This window comes from Enterobacter sp. ZOR0014, from assembly GCF_000798855.1.
In the GTDB taxonomy this organism is placed as follows: domain Bacteria; phylum Pseudomonadota; class Gammaproteobacteria; order Enterobacterales; family Enterobacteriaceae; genus Enterobacter; species Enterobacter kobei.
This window is the reverse complement of sequence record NZ_JTLF01000406.1, coordinates 1-23805: the sequence shown is the minus strand read 5'-3', so window position 1 is coordinate 23805 and position 23805 is coordinate 1. Positions and strand designations below refer to the sequence as shown.

Genomic DNA, 23805 nt, shown 5'->3' with positions numbered 1-23805 from the left:
ACAGACGCTGCCCGAACTGCGCGGGGTTAATCCAGTCACCCGGCTGAAATTTTTGACCGAGTACCTGAATGACGTTGGTCGTCTTATTGCGGCTGGTAAATAAAATATTGCCGCCGGAGGCTCTGTAGAAGCCTGTCAGGCAGTTAAATACGGTGGTTTTTCCCGCCCCGTTTGGCCCAATCAGGGCAGTAATGGAACCGCGCTGCACGTCCAGGTTGACGTCGTTTAGCGCCTTAATCCCGCCGAAGTGCATCATCAGATGTTCAACGCGCAATATCGTTTCGTTCATGGCGCGACGCCCTTACGCACGGCAAATCCGCTGCGGTTAATGCGGATCAAACCGCGTGGACGCCAGATCATCATCACCACCATCAGCATGCCAAACAGCAGGACCCGGTACTCGGCAAAACTGCGCAGCAGTTCCGGCGTGACCGTCAGCACAAAGGCGGCCAGCACCACGCCAAGCGTAGACCCCATGCCGCCCAGTACCACAATGGCGAGGATCAGCGCGGATTCAAAAAAGGTAAACGATGTCGGGTTCACGAACCCCTGATAGGTGGCGAAGAATACCCCGGCGATGCCCGCAGTCGATGCGCCCAGCGTAAAGGCCGAAAGCTTGACCAGCACATGATTGAGCCCCATGGAGCGACAGGCAATTTCGTCTTCCCGCAGGGCTTCCCACGCCCGGCCGATCGGCATCCGCGTCAGGCGGTGCTTGATATAGAGCACCAGCATTACCACCAGAAACAGCACCGTATAGATAAAGATAAACTTCATGTTCGGGTTATAGGTGAGGTGGAAAAACTCGTGAAAAGGCACGCCGCCTTCTTTTGCGCGTCGTCCAAACTCAAGGCCGAAAAAGGTAGGAGGAGGGGCCGACACGCCATTAGGCCCGCCGGTGAACGTCAGCCAGTTGTTCAGGATCAGGCGAATGATCTCCCCGAACCCGAGGGTGACAATGGCCAGATAGTCACCGTGCATGCGCAGTACCGGAAAACCGAGCAGGGCGCCCGCGGCAGCGGCCATAATGGCCGCCAGCGGCAGCATGCTCCAGAAGCCTAAGCCGAGATACTGATACCCCAGCGCCAGTCCGTACGCACCAATCGCATAGAAAGCGACATACCCCAGATCCAGCAAACCCGCCAGACCCACGACGATGTTCAGCCCCAGCCCAAGAAGCACGTAGATCAGCCCGAGAATGGCGACGGTCAGCACATATTTGGTGGCGACAAACGGGAAGCAAATGGCAACGGCAATCACCAGGGGAATAATCCAGCGCATGCGGCTTTTGTATTCCGGTGGCCGGACATAAACACCTGCGCTGTCGGCTTCAAAACGTGCCTGGAAACGTGCGCCTGGGGCGGTACTTAAAAAAGCGCTCAGCAGAAAACGACCCAGCATAACGATGCCGACTATCCATGCGAGTCGCTGTCCGGCGAAGTTAAAGCTGTATCCGTCCAGCACCACGCCGGCAATCGGGCCAAAAATGATTAACGCAATCAGGCCGGAAAAAATGGCGTCCAGAATACAGCGCTTAAGCGAAAAGCCGTGAGAGGTCATCGTATTCTCCTTCACACTTTGGCGACAATCGGGCGGCCAAGCAGACCCTGAGGGCGAAAAATCAGGATCAAGACCAGCAAGCCAAACGAGAACACATCTTTATAATCGGAGTTCACCATGCCGGAAAATTGCGCCTCGGCGACGCCCAGAATCAACCCGCCGAGCATCGCGCCCGGCAGGGAGCCAATCCCGCCGAGCACCGCTGCGGTAAACGCCTTAATGCCAATCACAAACCCGACGTAGAAATCAAAGGTGCCGTAATTCATGGTGATGAGCACACCTGCCAGGCCCGCCATGGCCGCACCAATGACAAAGACCAGGGAGATAATCCGGTCGGTGTTGATCCCCAGAATGGAGGCCATTTTACGGTCCTGCTGTACCGCGCGGCACATCCGCCCCAGCCGGGTATGGTTGATTATCCAGGTCAGCACCAGCATGCCGGCAAACGAGGCGACCAGGATAAATACTTTGGTATACGTTATCTGCACAAAACCTTCGCCCAGATGCAGACGAAGTACGCCGTCGAGCATGGTTGGCACCCCTTGCTGGCGCGGCCCCTGGCTCAGCTGCGCGTAGTTTTGCAGGATAAGCGACATCCCGATGGCAGAGATAAGCGGCGCCAGGCGCGTAGAATTCCGCAACGGCTTATAAGCAATACGCTCGATGGTCCAGCCGTACACCCCCGTAACGACAATGGTGAATACCAGCGTTCCCAGTATCAGCAGGGGGAATGACTGCAGGCCGAAGAAAGAGAGTAGCGCCAGGCCAATGGCGCAGAGGTAGGCGGAAATCATATACACTTCGCCGTGGGCGAAATTGATCATCCCGATAATGCCATACACCATGGTGTAGCCGATGGCGATGAGGCCGTAGACGGAGCCCAGCGTTAAGCCATTGATTAACTGCTGCAGGAAGAATGTACTCATCTTAGCGCGCTCGTTTTATAGGCTGCACGTGGTGTGCAGCCTGATGTATATTACGCGCCGGCAGGCAGGCCCGCCGACGTTGAGCGTGATTCCGTCCCGTTACTGCACTTCCTTATATTTTCCTTTGTCATCCCACTGGTAAACCACGTAGTCGGAGACTTTCAGATCGCCCTTGCTGTCCCAGGCTTTTTTACCCATCACCGTGTCGACCGTATTCGCTTTCAGCCACTCGCTGGCTTTGGCGGAGTCCTTGCCGCCCGTGGCTTTAAACGCAGCAGCAATGGCCTGCACGGAAGCATAGGAGTAGAGGGTGTAACCTTCCGGTTCGAATTTAGCGGCGCGGAATTTCTCAATCACTGCTTTACCGTCCGGGATCAGGCGCGGATCTTTACCGAAAGTCATATAAATGCCGTTGGTATACTGTGGGCCGCCCGCCGCCGTCACCATCTCTTCATTGACAATGCAGTCGCCGGAGAAGAATTTCGCCTGCACGCCCTGTTCACGCATCTGGCGAACCAGCGGACCGGCTTCCGGGTGACAGCCACCGAAGAACACCACGTCCGGTTTTTGCGCGCCAATCTTCGTCACCAGCGCGTTAAAGTCTTTTTCACCGCGCGATAACCCCTCGTACATCACATCCTTGACCCCGCGTTTCGCCAGTGCCGCTTTGGTGGCGTCTGCCAGCCCCTGCCCATAGGTGTCTTTATCGTGAATGATCGCCACGCGTTTGGCTTTCAGCTTATCAATGATGAAGTCGCTGGCAACCTGGCCCTGCTGGTCATCGCGGCCGCACATGCGGAACATATCGCTCATACCGCGTTCGGTGATCAGCGGGTTCGTCGAGCCGGGGGTAATGGAAATGATCCCCGCATCGCTATACACCTCAGAGGCGGGCATGGTCGATGAGGAGCAGAAATGGCCGACAACGGCGTTGACTTTATCCTGGTCGACTAAGCGGTTGGCGACAGCCACGGCCTGTTTAGGCTCGCACGCATCATCACCCTGAACCAGCTTGATTTTCTCACCGTTAATCCCGCCGGCAGCGTTAATATCTTCAGCGGCCTGCGTTGCGCCGTGCCAGTACTGATCGCCATAGGTGGCATTGGGTCCCGTAAACGGCCCGGCGACACCAATCACGATATCTGCCCGGGCGGAAAACGCCGTCACCAGACAACCAGCTAACACAAGAGACAGGGGAGTTCTGATTAATTTCAGCGACATTATTATGTTCCTTAGCAAAGAGGTTTTTGCACCACGGCGTAAACCTGAACGCCCAGGGCGCAGCCAATCCAAAACACGGGCAAGAACAAAATGCACTAAACGAACGGCATCCTGCATGATACGGCGAGGTTTCCATGCGCAGCGTCGCGCGAAGAACAGCAAGCAAAAACGTTGCCAGAATGGTTAACCCCTTGACGGGGTTATGACATCTTTGAGTATAGAGCGCCGCGTTCTGCCGCCCTGCGGCAGGAGAAGAAATTACAGCGGAGATCACATATCGTTAACATTAAAGCCCATAAGTTGTGCAAGGGTCACGATTTGCACACTTTTGCAGCAATAAAGACCTAAACTTCAGCCGGGAACGGCGTGAGAACTGTGTTAGGATCTTTTCCTTTTTATCAGGAGTGTCCGCGATGACGGAAGGTCCATTAAATGAAAGCGAAATGGCATGGCTGGAAGAGACTCTCATGTCTTACGGCCATGACGATGCGTCCGTGATTGATGTATCCGAACTGGACGGCATGCTTACCGCAGTGCTTTCCGGCCCTGTTGTCGTTGAGCCAGATACCTGGCTGGTGGCCGTGTGGGGCGGGGAGAAATACATTCCGCGCTGGAAAAACGATCGTGAAATGAACCGTTTTATCGATCTCTGCTTTAAGCATATGAACGACATTGCTGAGCGGCTGAGCGAATACCCGGACCAGTTTGAGCCGATGTTTGGATATAACGACGTCGACGGTGAGAGCTACACTGTGGTGGAAGAGTGGTGCTATGGCTATATGCGCGGCGTGGCGTTGACGGACTGGTCAGCCTTGCCGGAGTCTCTGAAGGCCGATCTCGAAGTGATTGCCCTGCACGGTACGGAAGAGAACAGCGAGAAGCTGGATGAACTGAGCGAAGAAGACTATATCGCCAGCATTGAGCGCATCCAGCCAGCGGCACTGCGTTTATATCAATACTGGGTAGATAACCCGCAGCAGCCTGAAGCAAAGAAGCCGATTGTGAACGGTACGAAGGTCGGGCGCAACGATCCGTGTCCTTGCGGCAGCGGGAAGAAGTTTAAGAGCTGCTGTTTGCATTGATAAAAAGGGGCTAAAGATAGCCCCTTTTTTATTTAACCCACTTCCGGCAACATGCCGGCGGCAATCAATACCTGCACCAGAATAATCACCACCCCACAGCTAAACACAATGCCTAGCAGCGGTTTTCCTCCCGCCACGCGGTACCCCTGCTGAGGATGCTGCTGGCGGCTCTTCCATGCCAGCAGGGAAGGGAGTAACAGCGCCAGGATCGACAGCGCCACGCCGGCGTAACCCAGCGCCATCACAAACCCGCGTGGGTAAAACAGCGCAAACGCGAGCGGCGGCAGGAAAGTAATTACCCCCGTCTGCAACCGCCCGCTAACCGTATTGCGACGCTGGAACAGGTCGGCCAGGTAATCAAACAGGCCGAGCGCCACGCCCAGGAACGAGGTCGCCAGCGCCAGGTCGGCAAACAGGTGGACCGCCAGCTCCACGTGAGGAGACGTGACGACCTCGCGCAGTGCCAGCAGAAAACCGTTCAGGCCAGCGTGCTGCGCCATGAGTCCAATAAAGGTTGAAGAGTCAATGCTGCCCAGCGTCACCAGTTGCCAGAAAATATAGGCGATGAGCGGGATCGCGCTGCCGATAACAAACACGCGGCGCAGCTTGCGAATATCGCCGTTCATATAGCTGACAATACTCGGTACGCTGCCGTGGAAGCCAAACGAGGTGAAAATCACCGGGATAGCGGAAAGCGCGAGCCCTTTTTCCAGCGGCAGCGTCAGCAAATTAACCTTGTGCACGTGCGGTGCCAGCAGGACCAGCATGACAATCAGAAACAGAATTTTGGCGCTGAAGAGAAAACGATTGAACAGATCGACCAGCGAGGTCCCCACGCAGACCACGCCGCCGCCGATGAGCGCAAAGAAGATTGCCCCCGTCGCCGGGGTAATGTCAGAGCCAAACCAGCCATTGACGCTGGAGGCGATGAGCTCCCCGGCCCCGCTAATATACGCGGCAGTCAGGGCGTACATCAGGAACATCATGCTAAAGCCGGTTATCCACTGACCGTAGCGTCCCAGGTAGCGCGCCGCCAGTGAACCCAGACCGGTGTCGGCGGGCACGTGCTGGTAAACCTCAAGCAATAGCAGCGCGGTGTAACACATCAGCGCCCAGAGTGTGCCAAGAAGCAGCAGCGTCATCCCGAATCCCACACCTGCAGCAGCCAGGGGCATTGCCAGCATTCCTGCGCCAATCGTCGTTCCGGCGACGATAAAAATACTTCCCAGGGTTCTGTTTTTCACGCTTTCCTCTACAACGATGGTGAATCGCGACAATTTCTGCGGCGCAGAGTAAGGGAAAAGCCGTAATTCGTCAAATCACCGTTACAAGGTGTGTAATTAAATATTTACAGGTTAGGCGTACTGTGATCCTTAATGGGGCGATACCTACTTCATAAGAGCAATGTCACGGCGCAAATTTCAGGCGTAACGTAAACAACTCGTGCAAATAATAAAATAATGTGAGGGTTTTTTATGGCGGGGGAGAATCCATTTACGGCGGCATGGAGCCGGGGAGGTAATCTGTTGTGCCATGGACACTGGATAATGAGCTGGCAGAACCAGCCTCTGACGCTGCCTGAGTCCCGCCGCGAAAAGGATATGGGCACCTGGGCAATCTATTCGGTTATTGATCCTGAAGATGAAACCTTTGCACAAGGCTTACAGGAAGATGAGTGGATTATCGAAAACGTTGACTGGCTGACAGACCTGTTTTTCGAGGTGGGTATTCCGCTTGAGACGGCCAGCTACCGCTATTTTTATCAGGCCGTCAATCCCCATGACTGGCGCTGTACCAGCTGCGCAGGATGTATGTAAATTAACGCGGTGCAGGAAACCCGCACCGCGTTGAAATTAATTCTGTGTATCGAGAGTGGAAAGTTCTTTATCAATAAAGTAAAGACCTTCACCTGATTTACCCACCATGGATAATTTATCCAGCACGGATTTAAACAGCTTCTCTTCTTCATGCTGTTCTGCCACATACCATTGCAGGAAATTAAAGGTTGGATAATCCTGGCTGGTCATTGCCGCATGAACCAGTTCGTTAATTTTCTGCGTGATCAGCTGTTCGTGCTCGTAGGTGGCGCGGAACAGTTCATCGAGAGAATTATACTCGGCAAAAGGCGAGGCCACGGTCTCAATGCGCGGCAGGCTGCCGGTGTCGGTCAGATAGTCAAACAGGCGCTGCATGTGGGTCATCTCTTCCTGCGCATGGCGACGCAGAAACGCGGCCGCACCTTCAAAGCTGTGGTAGCTGCACCAGGCGCTCATCTGCTGGTAGAGAAGGGATGAAAAGAGCTCAAGGTTCATTTGCGCATTGAGCTTGTCGATCATTTCAGTTTTCAGCATGGTGACGCTCCGGGTTATTATTACTGGTTCACAATGAGCGACACTATAATTTGTTATTTAATTATTTGCAAAACGTAAAATAAATATTCATTACTTCAAAATACGAATGGGAATAAAACGCATTGTCGGTTTTATATTAATGCGAATTGTTTTTGTTCTTAGTTAAATAAAGTGCCAGCAAACGCTGGCAGCTTGGATTAATACCAGGGATTATTTGACTTAGGGTTAACGGCATAACCCATACATTTATACTGAATGGTCACGCTTTCGTTAAGGCACAAAGAGCCGCTTATCAGCGTACAGGTTTTGACGGGTTGCCCGTAGGCAGACGCGGTGGCATACCCCATACCCTGGCAGGCTTTCACTGCGGTGCCGTTATTTACATATTCGTCAGACCAGGCATTTTGCAGCACGGCCTGACCGTAATCGAGGCGGACAATGCCGTTTGGTGCGTCGAGGCTACTGATTTCCGCCTGACGGTTAACGCTGCATCCCGCGAGCAGCAGGATCGTACCGGCTACGATGACTCTTTTCATGGTTCGCTCTGAGTGGATGGAGATACGTTATCGTACCCGCAGAGACGTAGCCCAATGCCAGGAATAGCCGGACGATCTGCCTTCTCTCTTTGATTTTGTTCGCGGTTTTGCTGGCTAACAGGTGTTGCAGGAAACTGAATTGTGATGCACATCACAAAAACATTGATTTTTGTGATGATGGTCATATTATAGGCGCATTGACGATAAAGCTGTATGACAAGTTAGTGGAGCATCACAATGAAACTGCGCAAAATCCTCAAAAGTATGTGGGCCAATTACTGCCGCACCTTTAAAGACGTGCCGCCGGGCGCCATGTTCTGATAAAAAAAAACCTGCTTCGGCGGGTTTTTTTGTCCCTGCTGGTGACGAAGGGGAGATGTCAGGGGCTGCGTTTTGATACTATGGCGGCCTTTAAATAAGGAGAAGCCCCATGTCACAAAACCTGAGCGCCGATCAGGAACTGGTCTCTGACGTTGTTGCCTGTCAGCTGGTTATTAAGCAAATCCTTGATGTTCTGGATGTTATTGCCCCGGTTGAAGTCCGCGAGAAGATGTCCACGCAGCTGAGAAACATTGATTTCACCAGCCATCCTGCCGCCGCTGACCCGGTGACGCTTCGTGCGATCCAGAAAGCCATCGCGCTGATTGAGCTGCGCTTCACCCCGCAGGGCGAGTCGCATTAATATCTGCAAACGGGCGACCGCGTAAGTCGCCCGTTGATGCCTTTAAAAGAAAGTCTGTACCAGCAGGTAGCTCGCCGCACACGCGCAGCTCACACCGATTAACCCGGGCAGAATGAAGCTGTGGTTAATGATGAATTTGCCGATGCGGGTGGTTCCTGAGCGATCGAAGCCGATACAGGCTAAATCACTGGGATAGGTCGGCAGAACAAAATAGCCGTATGACGCCGGGAAAAAGGCGATCAGCATTTTTGGATCGATCCCCAGCATCAGCCCCATTGGCGCCACGGCCGTCAGGGCAGCCGCCTGGCTGTTCACCAGCTTCGACACCAGGAAAAGCACGATGGCATACGTCCACGGATGGCTTTTCACCACGCCTTCCAGCGCCAGTTTTAACTCGTCCAGATGCGCCTGGAAAAAGGTATCGCTCATCCACGCCACCCCGAACACCGAGAAAATCGCCACCATACCGGCCTTAAATACCGCGCCGTTAGAAATGGCTGAGGCATTGACCTTGCAGGCCATCAGCATCACGGCACCGGCAATGAGCATCATCATCTGAATGACCAGGTTCATCGACAGCGCCGTCATTTTGCCTTTCAGCTCGAAGGCGGGGCGCAGTTCGGGGAAGGCCCCGAGCAGGACAACCACGGCAATACCGGCAAAGAAAATCCAGGTCGACCAGTAAGCCTGCTTCGGAAAACATTGATTCATTAACGTCTCCGTACCGCCATAGATAAACTCACGCTGCTTTGGATCTTTTAGTTTTTCCTGAAACTCCCTGTCGTCAGACAAATCTTTCCCGCGGCGTAAACTCCACAGGGCAGCAATGGCGACACCAAAAAGTGAAGCGGGAACCGACACGGCGAGTATTTCCAGGATCCCCCACGCGTGACCGATCCCATGCTGGGCGGCCAGGATGGAGACCAGCGACACGACGGCGACGGAAACCGGTGATGCCGTGATTGCCATCTGCGATGCTACCGATGCCACGGCCATTGGGCGCTCGGGTCGGATCCCTTTTTTCAGGGCGATATCCGCAATGATGGGGAACATAGTGTAGACCACATGGCCGGTACCGCAGAGAAAGGTCAGCATCCAGGTGGTAAACGGGGCGAGAAGCGTGATGTGCTGCGGATGTTTGCGCAGGAGGCGTTCGGCAAATTGCATCATGACATTGAGCCCACCGGCAGTTTGCAGGGTGGCTGCACAACCAATCACGGCGAGAATGGTCAACATCACGTCAACCGGCGGCTTGCCGGGCTGGAGACCAAAGACAAAACACAAAATAAAAAGGCCAATCCCGCTGATTAACCCAAGCCCCATGCCGCCGAAACGTGTACCCGTCAGCAGGCAGAGGAGAATGACAATAAACTCAATGGTGATCATGCTGCTCCCTCGTCAATGATTATGTAATTAAATAAATCATTACATGTTGTGTGGTTAATCATTGGGAGCGAGATCTGATTTGTTAAATCTCAGCAAAAGCAGAAGGTTGGCGCAGGGAAGGTAACCTGCTCCGAACGGGAGCAGGTCAAAAGCGTCAGTGATGCTGCACTGTGACAATGTCGAGCAGGTGGCGATCGGTTTGTTCCGGGCACAAACCTGCCTGTTGCGCATTATGGATCTCGTCCGCAAGGGTTTTCAGCAGCATTCCGTCCTGCTGCTGCTCTTTATCCATATCGCGCAGGAATTTCAGCGTGGTCATGTCATGCTGCGCTCTGGCTTCATCGGCCAGCTTGTTGAGCGTCGTGCAACGCTGTTCATACTCTTCCAGCGTCTTTTCAAACAATTCTTCCAGAGAAGAGTAATTATCGTTGATCCCCTCCAGGGCTTTAACAACCGGGTTTGCCCCCGCCGCTTTCAGGAAATTAAAGACGCGCATCATGTGGGTGACGTTGCTTTGGGCCTGTGAACGAAAGAACGTGGCAGAGCCCGTAAGGCTTTTCTCGGAACACCACGCACTGAGGTAAAGGTGCAGATTTGAGGCGTAAAACTCAAGGTTCATCTGCGCGTTAAGTTTTTGCATCATCGTTTGGGTAGCCATACTCATATCCTTATAGACTGTGGGACGTGATGTCCGTTGCTTAACCTGAGCGCCAGGCAAATACGAAGAAATAGAGCAGAAAAAGAGATTCTGCAGAGCCAAAGCTGACCGAAATTCACTTCCTGTGTTCGATATAAATAAGCATACCGTTGTCTTTGATTTAAGAAAAGTCTTAATCCCGCTGTTTTTACCATACATTACAAAATTTAATATAGTACAAATATGCAAATAGATTCCCATGAAATGAAATCTCACTATCTTACTGATAATAAAAAGATAGTCTGTTTTTAGTGCTGCGGTTTGTGTTTCGGGTGTATTGCGCCGGAATAATTATCTGGGAAAGCAATAAATACAGATAATTCATTTCGCATATATGATGTTTCATTAAAATTGCGCTAAATCAATTTTTGCCGGAAAATATATTTTCAGCGCGAGTGTGTTTTTTTGATGGAAAGCAGGATGTTCCTTTCAACCCTTAGCCCCGGCGTGACCGGTCTAATGGCATCAGGGACTTCTTAGCTAATCTTATGGATAATTCTGCTCACCCCTCTTTTATTTGTCTGACAAATCCTGCCTTTTTTATGTCATTTTTCGCTGAATTTATGTACGCAATTACTGTAATTCTGCGGTGTGATGGGGCTCTCTTATGGATGATTAATTTCCCGCTAAAACTATCACCAGCAATAACGCTTATGACGAGGTAAGCGCTAATGCCTTGTTTTAAGTCCGATTAAATAAGAAGCACGCAAATATTCCCTACAGAAAAGAATGCTAAAGCTGGAGTTAACCATGCACAAATTTACTAAAGCGCTGGCGGCCATCGGTCTGGCTGCCGTTATGTCACAATCCGCTATCGCTGAGAATTTAAAACTCGGTTTTCTGGTAAAACAGCCCGAAGAACCCTGGTTCCAGACCGAGTGGAAATTCGCAGATAAAGCCGGGAAAGATTTAGGTTTTGAAGTGATTAAAATCGCCGTGCCCGACGGTGAGAAAACGCTGAACGCCATCGACAGCCTGGCGGCCAGCGGTGCAAAAGGTTTTGTTATCTGTACACCGGATCCGAAACTGGGGTCCGCCATTGCGGCGAAAGCCCGCGGTTACGACATGAAAGTCATTGCCGTTGACGATCAGTTCGTGAATGCCAAAGGCAAACCGATGGACAGCGTGCCGCTGGTCATGATGGCGGCGACCAAAATCGGCGAACGTCAGGGTCAGGAACTCTATAAAGAAATGCAGAAACGCGGCTGGGATGTGAAAGAGACCGCCGTCATGGCCATTACCGCTGATGAGCTGGACACAGCACGTCGTCGCACGACGGGCTCAATGGACGCGCTGAAAGCGGCCGGTTTCCCGGAGAAACAGATCTATAAAGTCCCGACCAAATCCAACGATATCCCAGGGGCATTTGACGCCGCGAACTCCATGCTGGTTCAGCACCCGGAAGTGAAGCACTGGCTGGTGGTCGGTATGAACGATAACACCGTGCTGGGTGGGGTCCGTGCGACAGAAGGCCAGGGCTTTAAAGCGCCCGATGTGATCGGAATTGGCATCAACGGCGTTGACGCCGTCAGTGAGCTTTCCAAAGCGCAGGCCACCGGCTTCTACGGTTCTCTGCTGCCAAGCCCGGATGTCCACGGCTACAAATCCAGCGAAATGCTCTACAACTGGGTAACCAAAGGCGCTGAACCGCCGAAATTTACCGAAGTGACCGACGTGGTGCTGATCACCCGCGACAACTTCAAAGAGGAACTGGCGAAAAAAGGACTGGGCGGTAAGTAATACGCTGTGATTGTGCCCCTTACTCGCCGTAAGGGGCCAGACGTACAGACTACAGGAATCACGGAGTCGTTATGCAACAGTCTCATCCCTATCTCTCTTTTCGCGGCATCGGGAAAACGTTCCCCGGTGTTAATGCGCTGACCGATATCAGCTTTGACTGCTATGCCGGACAGGTTCACGCCCTGATGGGGGAAAACGGAGCGGGGAAATCCACGCTGTTAAAAATCCTCAGCGGCAACTACGCGCCAACAACCGGCACGCTGGCTATTCGCGGCGAAGAGATGGCCTTTGCCGATACCACGGCGGCGCTTAATGCCGGGGTGGCCATTATCTATCAGGAATTGCACCTTATTCCCGAGATGACCGTGGCGGAAAATATCTATTTAGGCCAGCTTCCGCACAAAGGCGGCGTGGTGAACCGTTCGCTACTTAATTATGAAGCGGGGCTGCAGCTTAAACATCTTGGTCTGGATGTCGATCCCCAGACGCCGCTGAAATATCTCTCCATCGGCCAGTGGCAGATGGTTGAAATTGCCAAGGCGCTGGCGCGCAACGCCAAAATTATTGCTTTCGATGAACCCACCAGCTCGCTCTCCAAGCGTGAAATCGAAAACCTGTTCCGCGTGATCCGCGAGTTGCGACAGGAAGGACGCACCATTTTGTATGTCTCGCACCGCATGGAAGAGATATTTGCCCTGAGCGATGCCATTACCGTTTTTAAAGATGGGCGCTATGTGCGCACCTTTAGCGATATGCAGCAGGTTAACCATGACCAGCTTGTTCAGGCGATGGTCGGGCGCGATCTGGGCGATATCTATCACTGGAAGCCGCGCGAGTATGGCCCTGAACGCCTGCGGCTGGAAAACGTGAAAGCGCCAGGCGTGAGAACACCGGTTTCATTATCCGTCCGCAGCGGCGAGATCGTCGGGCTGTTTGGCCTGGTAGGGGCTGGGCGCAGCGAATTAATGAAAGGCTTGTTCGGGGGTACCCGCATTTCCGCAGGGCGGGTCTCCATCGACGGTGAGCAGGTTGATATCCAGAAACCCGCCCACGCAATCAGGGCAGGAATGATGCTCTGTCCGGAAGACCGCAAAGCGGAAGGGATCATTCCGGTGCATTCGGTGCGTGACAACATCAATATTTCCGCCCGCCGTAAGTTTATTCGCGCGGGTTGCCTGATAAACGACAGCTGGGAGTCGAGCAATGCCGACCACCATATTCGCTCGCTGAATATTAAAACACCCGGCCCGGAACAGCTGATTATGAATTTGTCAGGGGGGAACCAGCAGAAGGCCATTTTAGGCCGCTGGTTGTCGGAAGACATGAAGGTCATTTTGCTGGATGAGCCGACGCGCGGTATCGATGTGGGCGCAAAACACGAGATTTATAACGTGATCTATGAACTGGCAAAACGCGGCGTGGCGGTACTTTTCGCCTCCAGCGATCTGCCGGAGGTGCTTGGCGTTGCCGACCGCATTGTGGTGATGCGTGAAGGCGAAATCGCCGGTGAATTACTTCATGAACAGGCGAATGAACAACAGGCGTTGAACCTCGCCATGCCTAAAGTCAGCCAGGCAGTCGCCTGAGTAAGGAGTTAATGATGTCCTCTGTTACTACATCCGGAGCGCCGAAGTCGGCTTTTAGTTTTGGTCGTATCTGGGATCAGTACGGCATGCTGGTGGTCTTTGCCGCACTTTTCGTCGCCTGTGCGATCTTCGTCCCTAACTTTGCCACTTTCATTAATATGAAAGGATTGGGCCTGGCCATTTCCATGTCCGGCATGGTGGCCTGCGGTATGCTGTTCTGTCTGGCCTCCGGTGATTTCGACCTGTCGGTGGCCTCTGTTATCGCCTGTGCGGGCGTGACCACCGCCGTGGTGATCAACATGACAGAAAGCCTGTGGATTGGCGTGCTGGCGGGTCTGTTACTCGGCGTGCTTAGCGGCCTGGTGAACGGTTTTGTCATTGCTCGTCTGAAGATTAACGCCCTGATAACCACGCTTGCGACGATGCAAATTGTGCGAGGTCTGGCCTATATCATCTCCGACGGTAAAGCGGTCGGGATTGAAGACGAGCGCTTCTTTACGCTGGGTTACGCTAACTGGCTGGGCCTGCCTGCGCCAATCTGGCTCACCGTGGCCTGCCTGATCCTGTTCGGCTTCCTGCTCAACCGGACCACGTTTGGCCGCAATACTCTGGCGATCGGGGGCAATGAAGAAGCCGCACGTCTGGCCGGTGTGCCGGTGGTGCGCACCAAGATTATTATCTTTGTCCTCTCGGGACTGGTTTCTGCCGCCGCCGGGATTATTCTGGCCTCGCGTATGACCAGCGGCCAGCCAATGACCTCGATTGGTTATGAGCTGATCGTCATTTCTGCCTGCGTTTTAGGGGGTGTTTCCCTCAAGGGCGGCATCGGAAAAATCTCATATGTGGTGGCTGGTATCCTGATTTTAGGGACGGTAGAGAACGCCATGAACCTGCTGAATATTTCGCCGTTCTCTCAGTACGTGGTGCGTGGTCTGATCCTGCTGGCGGCGGTGATATTCGACCGTTACAAGCAAAAAGCAAAGCGTACCGTGTAACCCCGACGCTGACTTTTTATTGCTCAACTTATAACCATAGTTGACCCCTGAACCGCCTCGCCAGTTTTGCTGGCGGGGCGGTTGTCAAATGGCGAGCCCCATCACACTGTCTATACTTACATGGCTATGAAAGAGGTAAAGGCGTTTACCTCTCATCAACTGTAAGGAGGAAAAGGGTGGCTGACTCGTTAACCGCACCGCCTGTACTGCCCGGAAAATATGCTTTCTTTTTTGACCTCGACGGGACGCTCGCCGGGATCCAGCCGCATCCTGACGACGTGGTCGTACCGGATACGGTGTTAGAGAATTTGCAGCAGCTCTCTCGACTGAACGAGGGCGCATTGGCATTGATTTCAGGGCGCTCAATGGCCGAGCTGGATGTGCTCGCCAGTCCTTACCACTTTCCGCTAGCCGGTGTACACGGAGCGGAGCGCCGCGATATCCATGATCAACTGCATGTTGTATCACTCCCCGATACCTTAATTCAGGCGTTACACACTGAACTCTCCTCGGCGCTGGCGTCACTCCCGGGTACGGAACTGGAAGCGAAAGGCATGGCATTCGCCTTGCACTATCGGCAGGCACCGCATCACGAAGCAGCGATATTTGCGATTGCCCGTAGCGTGGCCGATGCACACCCGCAGCTCGCGCTGCAGCCGGGGAAGTGTGTCGTTGAGATAAAACCTGAGGGCATTAATAAAGGTGCTGCTATTGCGGCGTTTATGGCGGAACCGCCATTTAAGGGACGTATACCGGTATTTTTAGGCGATGATCTGACCGACGAGGCCGGATTTCGCGTGGTGAATCAGGCCGGAGGGATCGCCGTTAAGGTGGGGCCTGGTAACACTGTCGCAGAATGGCGTCTGGCAAATGTCGACGCCGTCTGGCAGTGGATATCTGATATCGCTAACCAGCAACAACAACAAATAGCGCAAAACAAAGGGGGAAACCATTATGGGTCGCTTAGTCGTCGTCTCTAACCGAATTGCACCGCCTGATGATAAAAAATCCAGTGCAGGTGGCCTGGCGGTAGGGGTGTTAGGTGCCTTGAAAGCTGCTGGTGGGCTGTGGTTTGGCTGGAGTGGTGAAATCAGTGAAGAAGAGAAACCGCTTAACAAAGTGACGCGTGGGAATATCACGTGGGCATCCTTTGCGCTGAAAGAGAAAGACTATGACGAGTATTACTCGCAATTCTCCAACGCCGTGCTGTGGCCTGCGTTTCATTATCGTCTTGACCTGGTCAAATTCCAGCGTGAATCCTTCGAAGGCTACTCGCGCGTCAACGCGCTGCTGGCGGATAAACTGCTGCCTCTTATAGAGGAAGACGATATTTTATGGATCCACGATTACCACCTGCTGCCCTTCGCCCGAGAGCTGCGTAAAAGGGGAGTAAACAACCGGATTGGCTTCTTCCTGCACATACCGTTCCCGACGCCGGAGATCTTTACCGCACTGCCGCCGCATGAAGCGCTGCTGGAGGGGCTGTGTGATTACGATTTATTGGGCTTCCAGACCGAAAATGACCGCCTCGCGTTCCTGGATTCGGTGTCAGGTAAAACGCGACTGATGACAAAAGGCGGCAAGACCCATACGGCGTGGGGGAAAACCTTCCACACCGAAGTGTATCCGATTGGGATTGAACCCGACGAGATTGCGGATCAGGCTTCCGGCCCGCTGCCGCCGAAGCTGGCGCAGCTGAAGAATGAACTCAAGCATGTGAAGAATATCTTCTCGGTAGAGCGTCTGGATTATTCCAAAGGGCTACCGGAACGCTTCCTGGCCTATGAAACGCTGCTGGATAAATACCCTCAGCACCACGGTAAAATTCGTTATACCCAGATAGCGCCAACGTCGCGCGGTGAAGTTCAGGCCTACCAGGATATTCGTCACCAGCTGGAAACGGAAGCGGGGCGCATCAATGGTCGCTATGGTCAGCTTGGCTGGACGCCGCTCTTTTACCTGAATCAGCATTTTGACCGCAAAATCCTGATGAAAGTCTTCCGCTATGCAGACGTGGGGCTGGTCACCCCGTTACGTGACGGGATGAACCTGGTGGCAAAAGAGTATGTGGCGGCTCAGGACCCGGCGGACCCGGGGGTACTGGTGCTTTCCCAGTTTGCCGGGGCGGCGAATGAGCTCACGTCAGCGCTTATCGTGAACCCTTACGATAGGGATGACGTGGCTAATGCCCTCAACCGCGCGTTGACCATGCCGCTGACGGAGCGCATTTCACGCCATGCTGAGATGATGGAAACGATCCGTAAGAACGATATTAATCACTGGCAGGCGCGTTTTATTCAGGATCTCCGCGAAATAACGCCGCAAAGCCATGAAGGCGATCTGCAAAAAAAGATCGCAACATTCCCTAAACTCGCCTGATATTCCTCCGGGGGGTTTACGACCCCCCAAGCGGCACTAACAGCACATCAACCTGGCTTGACGCGACAATCGATTTTGCCGCGCAAGCTGCGCGAGATAAAAAGCTGTGGTTATGGTTCCCGCAAATTACTAAATCAATATTCTGTTTGCGACACATGTCGAGAATATGAGCATTAAGTTCACCGGTCGCAATTACGGTCTCGTAAACAGGATATTGTGCCTTTTCTACCAACTCTCGCAGAAATTGCTGTGTTTCTTCCTGCAATACCTCACGAATATCTTCCAGCATGGGGGCTGCCAGCTGATTATACATCTCGGGTTCGGCTGCAAGCGTGATGAGGCTAATGCGCGCATTGCTGGGCCTGGCGATGGACACGGCCCGGGAAACAAGCAGATGGCTTTCGGGAGAAACAGCAACAGATACAAGCAGATGGGAGTAACTCATGTCGCACTCCTTAGATGTCTGAAAGACAGCGTGTGATCACCATTACCGCGAATGACCAGGATCTGCAAGAGGGGATTACGACATTAGTGTGAAGCTTATCATAATTATTCATTAATTATTCTTATAAGAAGAATAACTGAAAAACGCGTCTAAATGAAAAAAATTAACAACTTAACGTAAATCACACAATTTCCCTCTTTTGCCGTTAAATCGTTTTAACCCGTTATAAACATATTTCGAATGATCACGCTCTGAAACAATTTTTATGGGCGGCTTGCATAACTCTATGTTTTTTCACGGTAAGAAAAATGTTTCCTTAAGATGAGCATCTTGTGAAGGATTCCGGGGCGCGCTCACGGCAGGAAAAGCACGATACATGCCAGTTCGCTTCACCCTTCTGCATGACTATTCGTCGATTAAGAATACAAAACTGTGCCAAATGGGCAAAAAATGAACAAACTACAAGTCATACTGATGGATTTATGGAGGATATTCACTTAAATTGTGTGACGTGGATCACATTTTTTTTAAATTTGAGGGTGGCTGCATTGTATGTGGCAAATCTGACGAGTAGAGTTTGCGTCGAATTAGGAAAAATCTTAGTTATTTGTAAGAAATGATAAACCACGTAAGAGACGTTACTGCGTTTCGACTCTTGCGCGTTTCGATGAATACAAACCTAGATTCAACTATGCATTTAGCCTTTTCTTTTTATACCGGGTGATTTCCCGGCGACATCACGGGGTGCGGTCTTTCCGCATAAAAATAATAGTTGGTTATTCGGGATGGGAACAATGCATACATCCGAGTTGCTAAAACATATCTATGACATCAATTTGTCATATTTACTGCTCGCGCAGCGTTTAATTAGTCAGGACAAAGCGTCCGCGATGTTTCGTCTGGGTATTAACGAAGAAATGGCAACCATGCTGGGTGGTTTAACCCTCCCGCAGATGGTAAAACTGGCCGAAACGAATCAACTGGTTTGCCAGTTCCGTTTTGACAATCCGCAGACGATCACGCGTCTGACGCAGGAATCCCGTGTTGACGATCTGCAACAGATCCATACCGGTATTCTTCTCTCCACTCGCTTGCTTAACGAAATCAGCCAGCCTGATGACGCAGCCCGTAAGAAAAGGGCCTAGCAATGAGCGAGAAAAGCATTGTTCAGGAAGCGCGTGACATACAGCTTGCCATGGAGCTGATTACGCTGGGTGCTCGTTTACAAATGCTGGAAAGCGAGACTCAGCTGAGCCGTGGTCGCCTCATTAAACTGTATAAAGAGTTACGTGGTAGTCCCCCGCCGAAAGGCATGTTGCCGTTTTCGACAGACTGGTTTATGACGTGGGAGCAAAATATCCACGCATCGATGTTCTGTAACGCCTGGCAATACCTTCTGAAAACCGGTTTGTGTAGCGGCGTCGACGCCGTGATCAAAGCGTATAAACTTTACCTTGAACAATGCCCGCAGCAGGACGAAGGCCCCCTGCTGGCACTGACCCGAGCATGGACGCTGGTACGTTTTGTTGAGAGCGGAATGCTTGAATTGTCGCGCTGCAATTGCTGCGATGGCAATTTTATTACCCATGCTCATCAGCCTGTTGGCAGCTTCGCCTGTAGTTTATGCCAGCCTCCATCCCGCGCAGTAAAAAGACGTAAACTTTCCCGGGATGCTGCCGATATTATTCCACAACTGCTGGATGAACAGATCGAACAAGCTGTTTAACCCGAACGTGTGGGCAAGATTCCAGCAGCGGTAAGTCATTACCGCTGCTTTTTTTTACCCCTCAAACGGTAAACGCTACGAACTGAACGTCCTTGCCATAGTCACTAGCGGAAGGATGATGTCGTGCTTATCTTATTAGGTTACCTGGTAGTTCTCGGTACAGTTTTCGGCGGTTACATGATGACCGGCGGGCACCTTGGAGCACTCTATCAACCGGCTGAACTTATTATCATCGGCGGCGCAGGGGTAGGGGCTTTTATCGTTGGTAACAACGGCAAATCCATCAAGGGCACGTTGAAAGCCATTCCATTGCTGTTCCGTCGCTCGAAATATACCAAAAGCATGTATATGGATCTGCTGGCGCTGCTCTATCGCCTGATGGCGAAGTCACGTCAGCAGGGGATGTTCTCTCTTGAGCGGGATATTGAAAACCCGAAAGAGAGCGAAATTTTTGCCAGCTATCCGCGCATTCTGGCTGATGCCATGATGCTGGATTTCATCGTCGATTATCTGCGACTCATCATCAGCGGCAATATGAATACCTTCGAAATCGAAGCGCTGATGGATGAAGAGATCGAAACCCACGAAAGCGAATCTGAAGTGCCTGCCAACAGCCTGGCGCTGGTGGGTGACTCGCTTCCGGCTTTCGGTATCGTTGCGGCGGTGATGGGGGTGGTACATGCCCTGGCCTCGGCGGATCGTCCGGCGGCCGAACTGGGCGCGCTGATTGCCCATGCGATGGTAGGGACCTTCCTCGGTATTTTGCTGGCTTATGGTTTTATCTCTCCGCTGGCCAGCGTCCTGCGCCAGAAGAGCGCGGAAACCACAAAAATGATGCAGTGCGTGAAGATCACGCTGCTCTCAAACCTCAACGGTTATGCGCCGCCGATCGCGGTTGAATTTGGCCGTAAAACGCTTTACTCCAGCGAGCGTCCGTCGTTTATCGAACTTGAAGAACACGTGCGCGCGGTGAAAAACCCAAACCAACAGACGACAACTGAGGACGCATGAAAAATCAGTCCCATCCGATCGTCATCGTAAAAAAACGCAAGCACAAGGGCGGTGGGCATGGCGCGCACGGCTCGTGGAAAATCGCGTACGCCGACTTTATGACTGCAATGATGGCGTTCTTTCTGGTGATGTGGCTGATCTCCATCTCCAGCCCGAAAGAACTGATCCAGATTGCCGAATATTTCCGTACGCCGCTGGCGACGGCAGTGACCGGTGGGCCGCGTATCTCTAACAGCGACAGCCCCATTCCTGGCGGCGGTGATGATTACACCCAGCAGAAGGGTGAGGTGAAAAAAGAGCCGAACATCGACGAGCTGAAGAGGAAGATGGAACAGGCGCGTCTGAAAAAACTGCGTGGCGATCTCGATCAGCTGATTGAGGCTGACCCCAAACTGCGTGCGTTGCGACCGCACCTGAAAATCGATCTGGTGCAGGAAGGGTTGCGTATTCAGATCATTGATAGCCAGAACCGTCCGATGTTTAAAACCGGCAGCGCTGAGGTTGAGCCGTACATGCGCGATATTCTGCGCGCTATTGCACCGGTGCTGAACGGCATTCCTAACCGAATCAGCCTGTCAGGCCACACGGATGATTTCCCGTACGCCAGTGGGGAGAAGGGATACAGCAACTGGGAGCTTTCTGCCGATCGTGCCAACGCCTCGCGTCGCGAGCTGGTGGCCGGTGGGCTTGATGATGGCAAGGTACTGCGCGTGGTCGGCATGGCAGCAACCATGCGCGTCTCCGACCGCGGGCCGGATGACGCCATCAACCGTCGTATCAGTCTTTTAGTGCTGAACCAGCAGGCGGAGCAGGCCATCCTGCATGAAAACGCCGAAAGTCAGAATGAGTCACTGGACGATTTAAAACAGCCTGGGGCCGTTCCTTCGGCTGCCGTTCCAACATCGCCACCAGCCAATCCGAGGTGATAGCGTGAGCATGGATATTAGCGATTTTTACCAGACATTCTTTGATGAAGCCGACGAATTGTTGGCCGATATGGAGCAACATTTGCTCGACCTGGTGCCCGAAGCACCGGACTCCGAGCAGCTCAATGCCATCTTCCGTGCGGCGCATTCCATTAAGGGCGGAGCCGGAACGTTTGGATTTACCATCCTGCAGGAAACAACCCATTTAATGGAAAACCTGCTGGATGAAGCACGACGCGGTGAGATGCAGCTCAATACCGACATTATCAACCTGTTTTTGGAAACCAAAGATATTATGCAGGAACAGCTCGACGCCTATAAAAGTTCGGCAGAGCCTGATGCCGCCAGCTTTGAATATATCTGCAATGCGCTTCGCCAGCTCGCCCTGGAAGCAAAAGGTGAGGTCGCAGCAGCCGTTGTCCCTGCTGCAAAACTGAGCGTTGTCGATGCGGTTGGTGCCGGTGAAACCGTGCCAGCCGCTGCGCAAGCGGGCAAATTGCGTGTTGTGCTTTCACGCCTGAAAGAGAATGAGGTTAACCTGCTGGAAGAAGAGCTGGGTAACCTGGCGACGTTAAGCAATGTCGTGAAAGGCAAAGACAGCCTCGCCGCTACGCTTGATGACGGGATTGGTCAGGACGATATCGTGGCGGTGCTGTGCTTTGTGATTGAAGCCGACCAGATTGCCTTCGAAACCGAAACCGCCGAAGCGGAAGCTCCAGTAGCGCAGGAAGAGGTGGCCGTCATCGCTCAGGCTCCGACCCCGGCTGTCGCGCCTGCGGCCCCGGCGCTGAAAGCGGTGCCAAAAGACGCTGCTGCACCTGCACGTGGTGAAAAACCGGCCGCGCGCTCCAGCGAATCCACCAGCATTCGCGTTGCCGTTGAGAAGGTTGACCAGCTGATCAACCTGGTGGGCGAACTGGTGATCACCCAGTCGATGCTGGCACAACGTTCTAATGAACTGGACCCGGTTACCCATGGCGATCTGATCACCAGCATGGGTCAGTTACAACGTAACGCCCGCGATCTGCAGGAATCGGTCATGTCCATCCGTATGATGCCGATGGAATATGTCTTCAGCCGCTTCCCGCGCCTGGTACGCGATCTCGCGAGCAAACTGAATAAACAGATTGAACTGACGCTGATGGGTAGCTCCACCGAGCTGGATAAGAGCCTGATCGAGCGCATCATCGACCCGTTAACGCACCTCGTGCGTAACAGCCTCGACCACGGTATTGAACTGCCGGAAAACCGCATTGCTGCCGGAAAATCGCCGGTGGGCAATTTGATTCTCTCTGCGGAACATCAGGGCGGGAATATTTGCATCGAAGTGACCGATGACGGCGCGGGTCTTAACCGCGAGCGTATTCTGGCGAAGGCGATTTCGCAGGGCATGGCGGTCAACGAAAACATGACCGATGAAGAAGTGGGGATGCTGATCTTCGCGCCCGGCTTCTCTACCGCAGAGCAGGTGACTGACGTTTCCGGGCGCGGCGTCGGCATGGACGTGGTGAAACGTAACATCCAGGAGATGGGCGGCCACGTTGAGATCCAGTCTAAGCAGGGTTCCGGCACCACCATTCGCATCCTGCTTCCGCTGACGCTGGCGATCCTCGACGGGATGTCCGTGAAAGTGGCAGACGAAGTGTTCATTCTTCCGCTGAACGCGGTGATGGAATCCCTGCAGCCGCGTGAAGAAGATCTGCATCCGCTGGCGGGCGGTGAGCGCGTGCTCGAAGTGCGCGGGGAATATCTGCCGCTGGTGGAACTGTGGAAAGTGTTCGAAGTGGACGGCGCGAAGACCGAGGCCACGCAGGGCATCGTTGTGATCCTGCAAAGTGCGGGCCGTCGCTATGCGCTGCTGGTTGATCAGCTGATTGGTCAGCATCAGGTGGTGGTGAAGAACCTCGAAAGCAACTACCGCAAAGTGCCTGGTATTTCTGCCGCGACCATTCTGGGTGATGGTAGCGTGGCGCTGATCGTCGATGTGTCGGCGCTTCAGGGATTAAATCGTGAACAACGTGTGGCGTACACAGCCGCCTGATTAAGTAGAAGGTAAAAACATGACCGGTATGAGTAATGTAACGAAACTGGCGGGCGAGCCATCAGGACAGGAATTCCTGGTATTCACTTTAGGCGATGAGGAGTACGGCATCGATATCCTTAAAGTGCAGGAAATTCGTGGTTACGATCAGGTTACCCGCATCGCTAACACACCTGCTTTTATTAAAGGTGTCACCAACCTGCGCGGCGTCATTGTGCCCATCGTCGATCTGCGCGTGAAGTTCAGCCAGGGCGACGTTGACTACAATGACAACACCGTGGTGATCGTCCTGAACCTGGGGCAGCGCGTGGTGGGTATCGTGGTGGATGGCGTATCTGACGTGCTCTCTCTGACCTCTGACCAGATTCGCCCTGCGCCGGAGTTTGCGGTCACCCTGTCGACCGAATACCTTACCGGTCTGGGTGCGCTCGGCGAGCGTATGCTGATTCTGGTGAACATTGAAAAGCTGCTGAACAGCGAAGAGATGGCGCTGCTGGATATCGCGGCGAATCACG

The 23805-nt window shown here is 53.1% G+C and carries 25 protein-coding genes; 15 read left to right on the top strand and 10 right to left on the bottom strand.

Features of this window, described 5'->3' with window-relative positions; all coding sequences use genetic code 11:
• From L977_RS22815 to L977_RS22800, 4 genes are all read right to left on the bottom strand, one after another.
• Nucleotides 1-289: ATP-binding cassette domain-containing protein (locus tag L977_RS22815; protein ID WP_047626987.1), on the bottom strand; the 289-nt coding region annotated here is incomplete at its 3' end.
• Nucleotides 286-1560, bottom strand: coding sequence for a high-affinity branched-chain amino acid ABC transporter permease LivM (livM, locus tag L977_RS22810; protein ID WP_023337448.1), 1275 nt, complete (start codon nt 1558-1560; stop codon nt 286-288). The genes L977_RS22815 and livM, both read right to left, overlap by 4 nt.
• An 11-nt stretch (nt 1561-1571) precedes the next feature.
• Nucleotides 1572-2486, bottom strand: coding sequence for an ABC transporter permease subunit (locus L977_RS22805; RefSeq protein WP_014884371.1), 915 nt, complete (start codon nt 2484-2486; stop codon nt 1572-1574).
• Nucleotides 2487-2585: 99 nt separating this feature from the next.
• A complete protein-coding gene (locus L977_RS22800) occupies nt 2586-3707 on the bottom strand; it encodes a branched-chain amino acid ABC transporter substrate-binding protein (RefSeq protein ID WP_014884370.1) in 1122 nt (373 codons plus the stop codon).
• A 413-nt stretch (nt 3708-4120) separates the two neighbouring features.
• On the opposite strand from L977_RS22800, the gene L977_RS22795 reads away from it, so the two are divergent.
• Entirely contained in the window at nt 4121-4789 is a 669-nt protein-coding gene (locus tag L977_RS22795; RefSeq protein ID WP_014884369.1) for a YecA/YgfB family protein, read from the top strand.
• A gap of 32 nt (nt 4790-4821) precedes the next feature.
• Here L977_RS22795 and tyrP read toward each other — a convergent pair whose 3' ends face one another.
• Complete coding sequence (gene tyrP / locus L977_RS22790) at nt 4822-6033, bottom strand: tyrosine transporter TyrP (RefSeq protein ID WP_047626986.1); 1212 nt, start codon at nt 6031-6033, stop codon at nt 4822-4824.
• 231 nt (nt 6034-6264) lie between these two features.
• Here tyrP and L977_RS22785 point away from each other — a divergent pair, with 231 nt between their 5' ends.
• Nucleotides 6265-6606, top strand: coding sequence for a hypothetical protein (locus L977_RS22785; RefSeq protein WP_032636168.1), 342 nt, complete (start codon nt 6265-6267; stop codon nt 6604-6606).
• A 36-nt stretch (nt 6607-6642) separates the two neighbouring features.
• Here L977_RS22785 and ftnA read toward each other — a convergent pair whose 3' ends face one another.
• Together ftnA and yecR are read right to left on the bottom strand one after the other, a co-directional pair.
• On the bottom strand, nt 6643-7140 hold the full coding sequence (gene ftnA, locus L977_RS22780; RefSeq protein WP_047626985.1) for a non-heme ferritin: 498 nt from the start codon (nt 7138-7140) through the stop codon (nt 6643-6645).
• 197 nt (nt 7141-7337) lie between these two features.
• Nucleotides 7338-7676: a YecR family lipoprotein gene (gene yecR / locus L977_RS22775; protein ID WP_014884365.1), complete on the bottom strand. Its 339-nt coding sequence runs from the start codon at nt 7674-7676 to the stop codon at nt 7338-7340.
• Between the two features lie 237 nt (nt 7677-7913).
• Between yecR and azuC the strand changes: the two genes are divergently transcribed.
• Both azuC and L977_RS22770 read left to right on the top strand, forming a co-directional pair.
• Nucleotides 7914-7997, top strand: coding sequence for a stress response protein AzuC (gene azuC, locus L977_RS24630; protein ID WP_014884364.1), 84 nt, complete (start codon nt 7914-7916; stop codon nt 7995-7997).
• Nucleotides 7998-8106: 109 nt separating this feature from the next.
• Nucleotides 8107-8358, top strand: coding sequence for a DUF2766 family protein (locus L977_RS22770; protein WP_014884363.1), 252 nt, complete (start codon nt 8107-8109; stop codon nt 8356-8358).
• A gap of 42 nt (nt 8359-8400) precedes the next feature.
• Here the strand turns inward: L977_RS22770 and L977_RS22765 are convergent, their stop codons facing one another.
• Together L977_RS22765 and L977_RS22760 are read right to left on the bottom strand one after the other, a co-directional pair.
• Nucleotides 8401-9744 carry an anaerobic C4-dicarboxylate transporter gene (locus tag L977_RS22765; protein ID WP_047626984.1) on the bottom strand — a complete coding sequence of 448 codons (1344 nt, stop codon included), beginning with the start codon at nt 9742-9744 and terminating at the stop codon, nt 8401-8403.
• 154 nt (nt 9745-9898) lie between these two features.
• Entirely contained in the window at nt 9899-10402 is a 504-nt protein-coding gene (locus L977_RS22760; RefSeq protein ID WP_014884361.1) for a non-heme ferritin-like protein, read from the bottom strand.
• A 789-nt stretch (nt 10403-11191) separates the two neighbouring features.
• Here L977_RS22760 and araF point away from each other — a divergent pair.
• The 5 genes from araF (at nt 11192) to otsA (ending at nt 17141) form a co-directional block, all read left to right on the top strand.
• The gene (gene araF / locus L977_RS22755) at nt 11192-12181 is read left to right on the top strand and encodes an arabinose ABC transporter substrate-binding protein AraF (RefSeq protein WP_008500409.1); all 990 of its coding nucleotides are present in this window, start codon (nt 11192-11194) and stop codon (nt 12179-12181) included.
• Between the two features lie 71 nt (nt 12182-12252).
• Entirely contained in the window at nt 12253-13767 is a 1515-nt protein-coding gene (gene araG, locus L977_RS22750) for an L-arabinose ABC transporter ATP-binding protein AraG (protein WP_014884359.1), read from the top strand.
• Nucleotides 13768-13781: 14 nt separating this feature from the next.
• The gene (araH, locus tag L977_RS22745) at nt 13782-14762 is read left to right on the top strand and encodes an arabinose ABC transporter permease AraH (protein WP_014884358.1); all 981 of its coding nucleotides are present in this window, start codon (nt 13782-13784) and stop codon (nt 14760-14762) included.
• Between the two features lie 176 nt (nt 14763-14938).
• Complete coding sequence (gene otsB, locus L977_RS22740; protein ID WP_023337445.1) at nt 14939-15742, top strand: trehalose-phosphatase; 804 nt, start codon at nt 14939-14941, stop codon at nt 15740-15742.
• On the top strand, nt 15717-17141 hold the full coding sequence (gene otsA / locus L977_RS22735) for an alpha,alpha-trehalose-phosphate synthase (RefSeq protein WP_014884356.1): 1425 nt from the start codon (nt 15717-15719) through the stop codon (nt 17139-17141). Before otsB ends, otsA begins: the two co-directional genes overlap by 26 nt.
• 16 nt (nt 17142-17157) lie before the next feature.
• Here the strand turns inward: otsA and uspC are convergent, their stop codons facing one another.
• A complete protein-coding gene (gene uspC / locus L977_RS22730; protein ID WP_014884355.1) occupies nt 17158-17586 on the bottom strand; it encodes a universal stress protein UspC in 429 nt (142 codons plus the stop codon).
• Between the two features lie 794 nt (nt 17587-18380).
• On the opposite strand from uspC, the gene flhD reads away from it, so the two are divergent.
• The 6 genes from flhD to cheW form a co-directional block, all read left to right on the top strand.
• Nucleotides 18381-18731 carry a flagellar transcriptional regulator FlhD gene (flhD, locus tag L977_RS22725; RefSeq protein ID WP_013096050.1) on the top strand — a complete coding sequence of 117 codons (351 nt, stop codon included), beginning with the start codon at nt 18381-18383 and terminating at the stop codon, nt 18729-18731.
• A gap of 2 nt (nt 18732-18733) precedes the next feature.
• Nucleotides 18734-19312 (top strand): flagellar transcriptional regulator FlhC, encoded by a 579-nt coding sequence (gene flhC, locus L977_RS22720; RefSeq protein ID WP_014884354.1) that lies wholly within the window; start codon nt 18734-18736, stop codon nt 19310-19312.
• Nucleotides 19313-19435: 123 nt separating this feature from the next.
• Nucleotides 19436-20323, top strand: coding sequence for a flagellar motor stator protein MotA (motA, locus tag L977_RS22715; protein WP_008500417.1), 888 nt, complete (start codon nt 19436-19438; stop codon nt 20321-20323).
• The gene (gene motB / locus L977_RS22710; protein WP_014884353.1) at nt 20320-21249 is read left to right on the top strand and encodes a flagellar motor protein MotB; all 930 of its coding nucleotides are present in this window, start codon (nt 20320-20322) and stop codon (nt 21247-21249) included. The genes motA and motB overlap by 4 nt, the downstream gene beginning before the upstream one ends.
• Nucleotides 21250-21253: 4 nt before the next feature.
• Entirely contained in the window at nt 21254-23290 is a 2037-nt protein-coding gene (gene cheA / locus L977_RS22705; RefSeq protein WP_047626983.1) for a chemotaxis protein CheA, read from the top strand.
• Nucleotides 23291-23309: 19 nt separating this feature from the next.
• On the top strand, nt 23310-23805 hold a 496-nt coding region (gene cheW / locus L977_RS22700; protein ID WP_047626982.1), incomplete at its 3' end, for a chemotaxis protein CheW.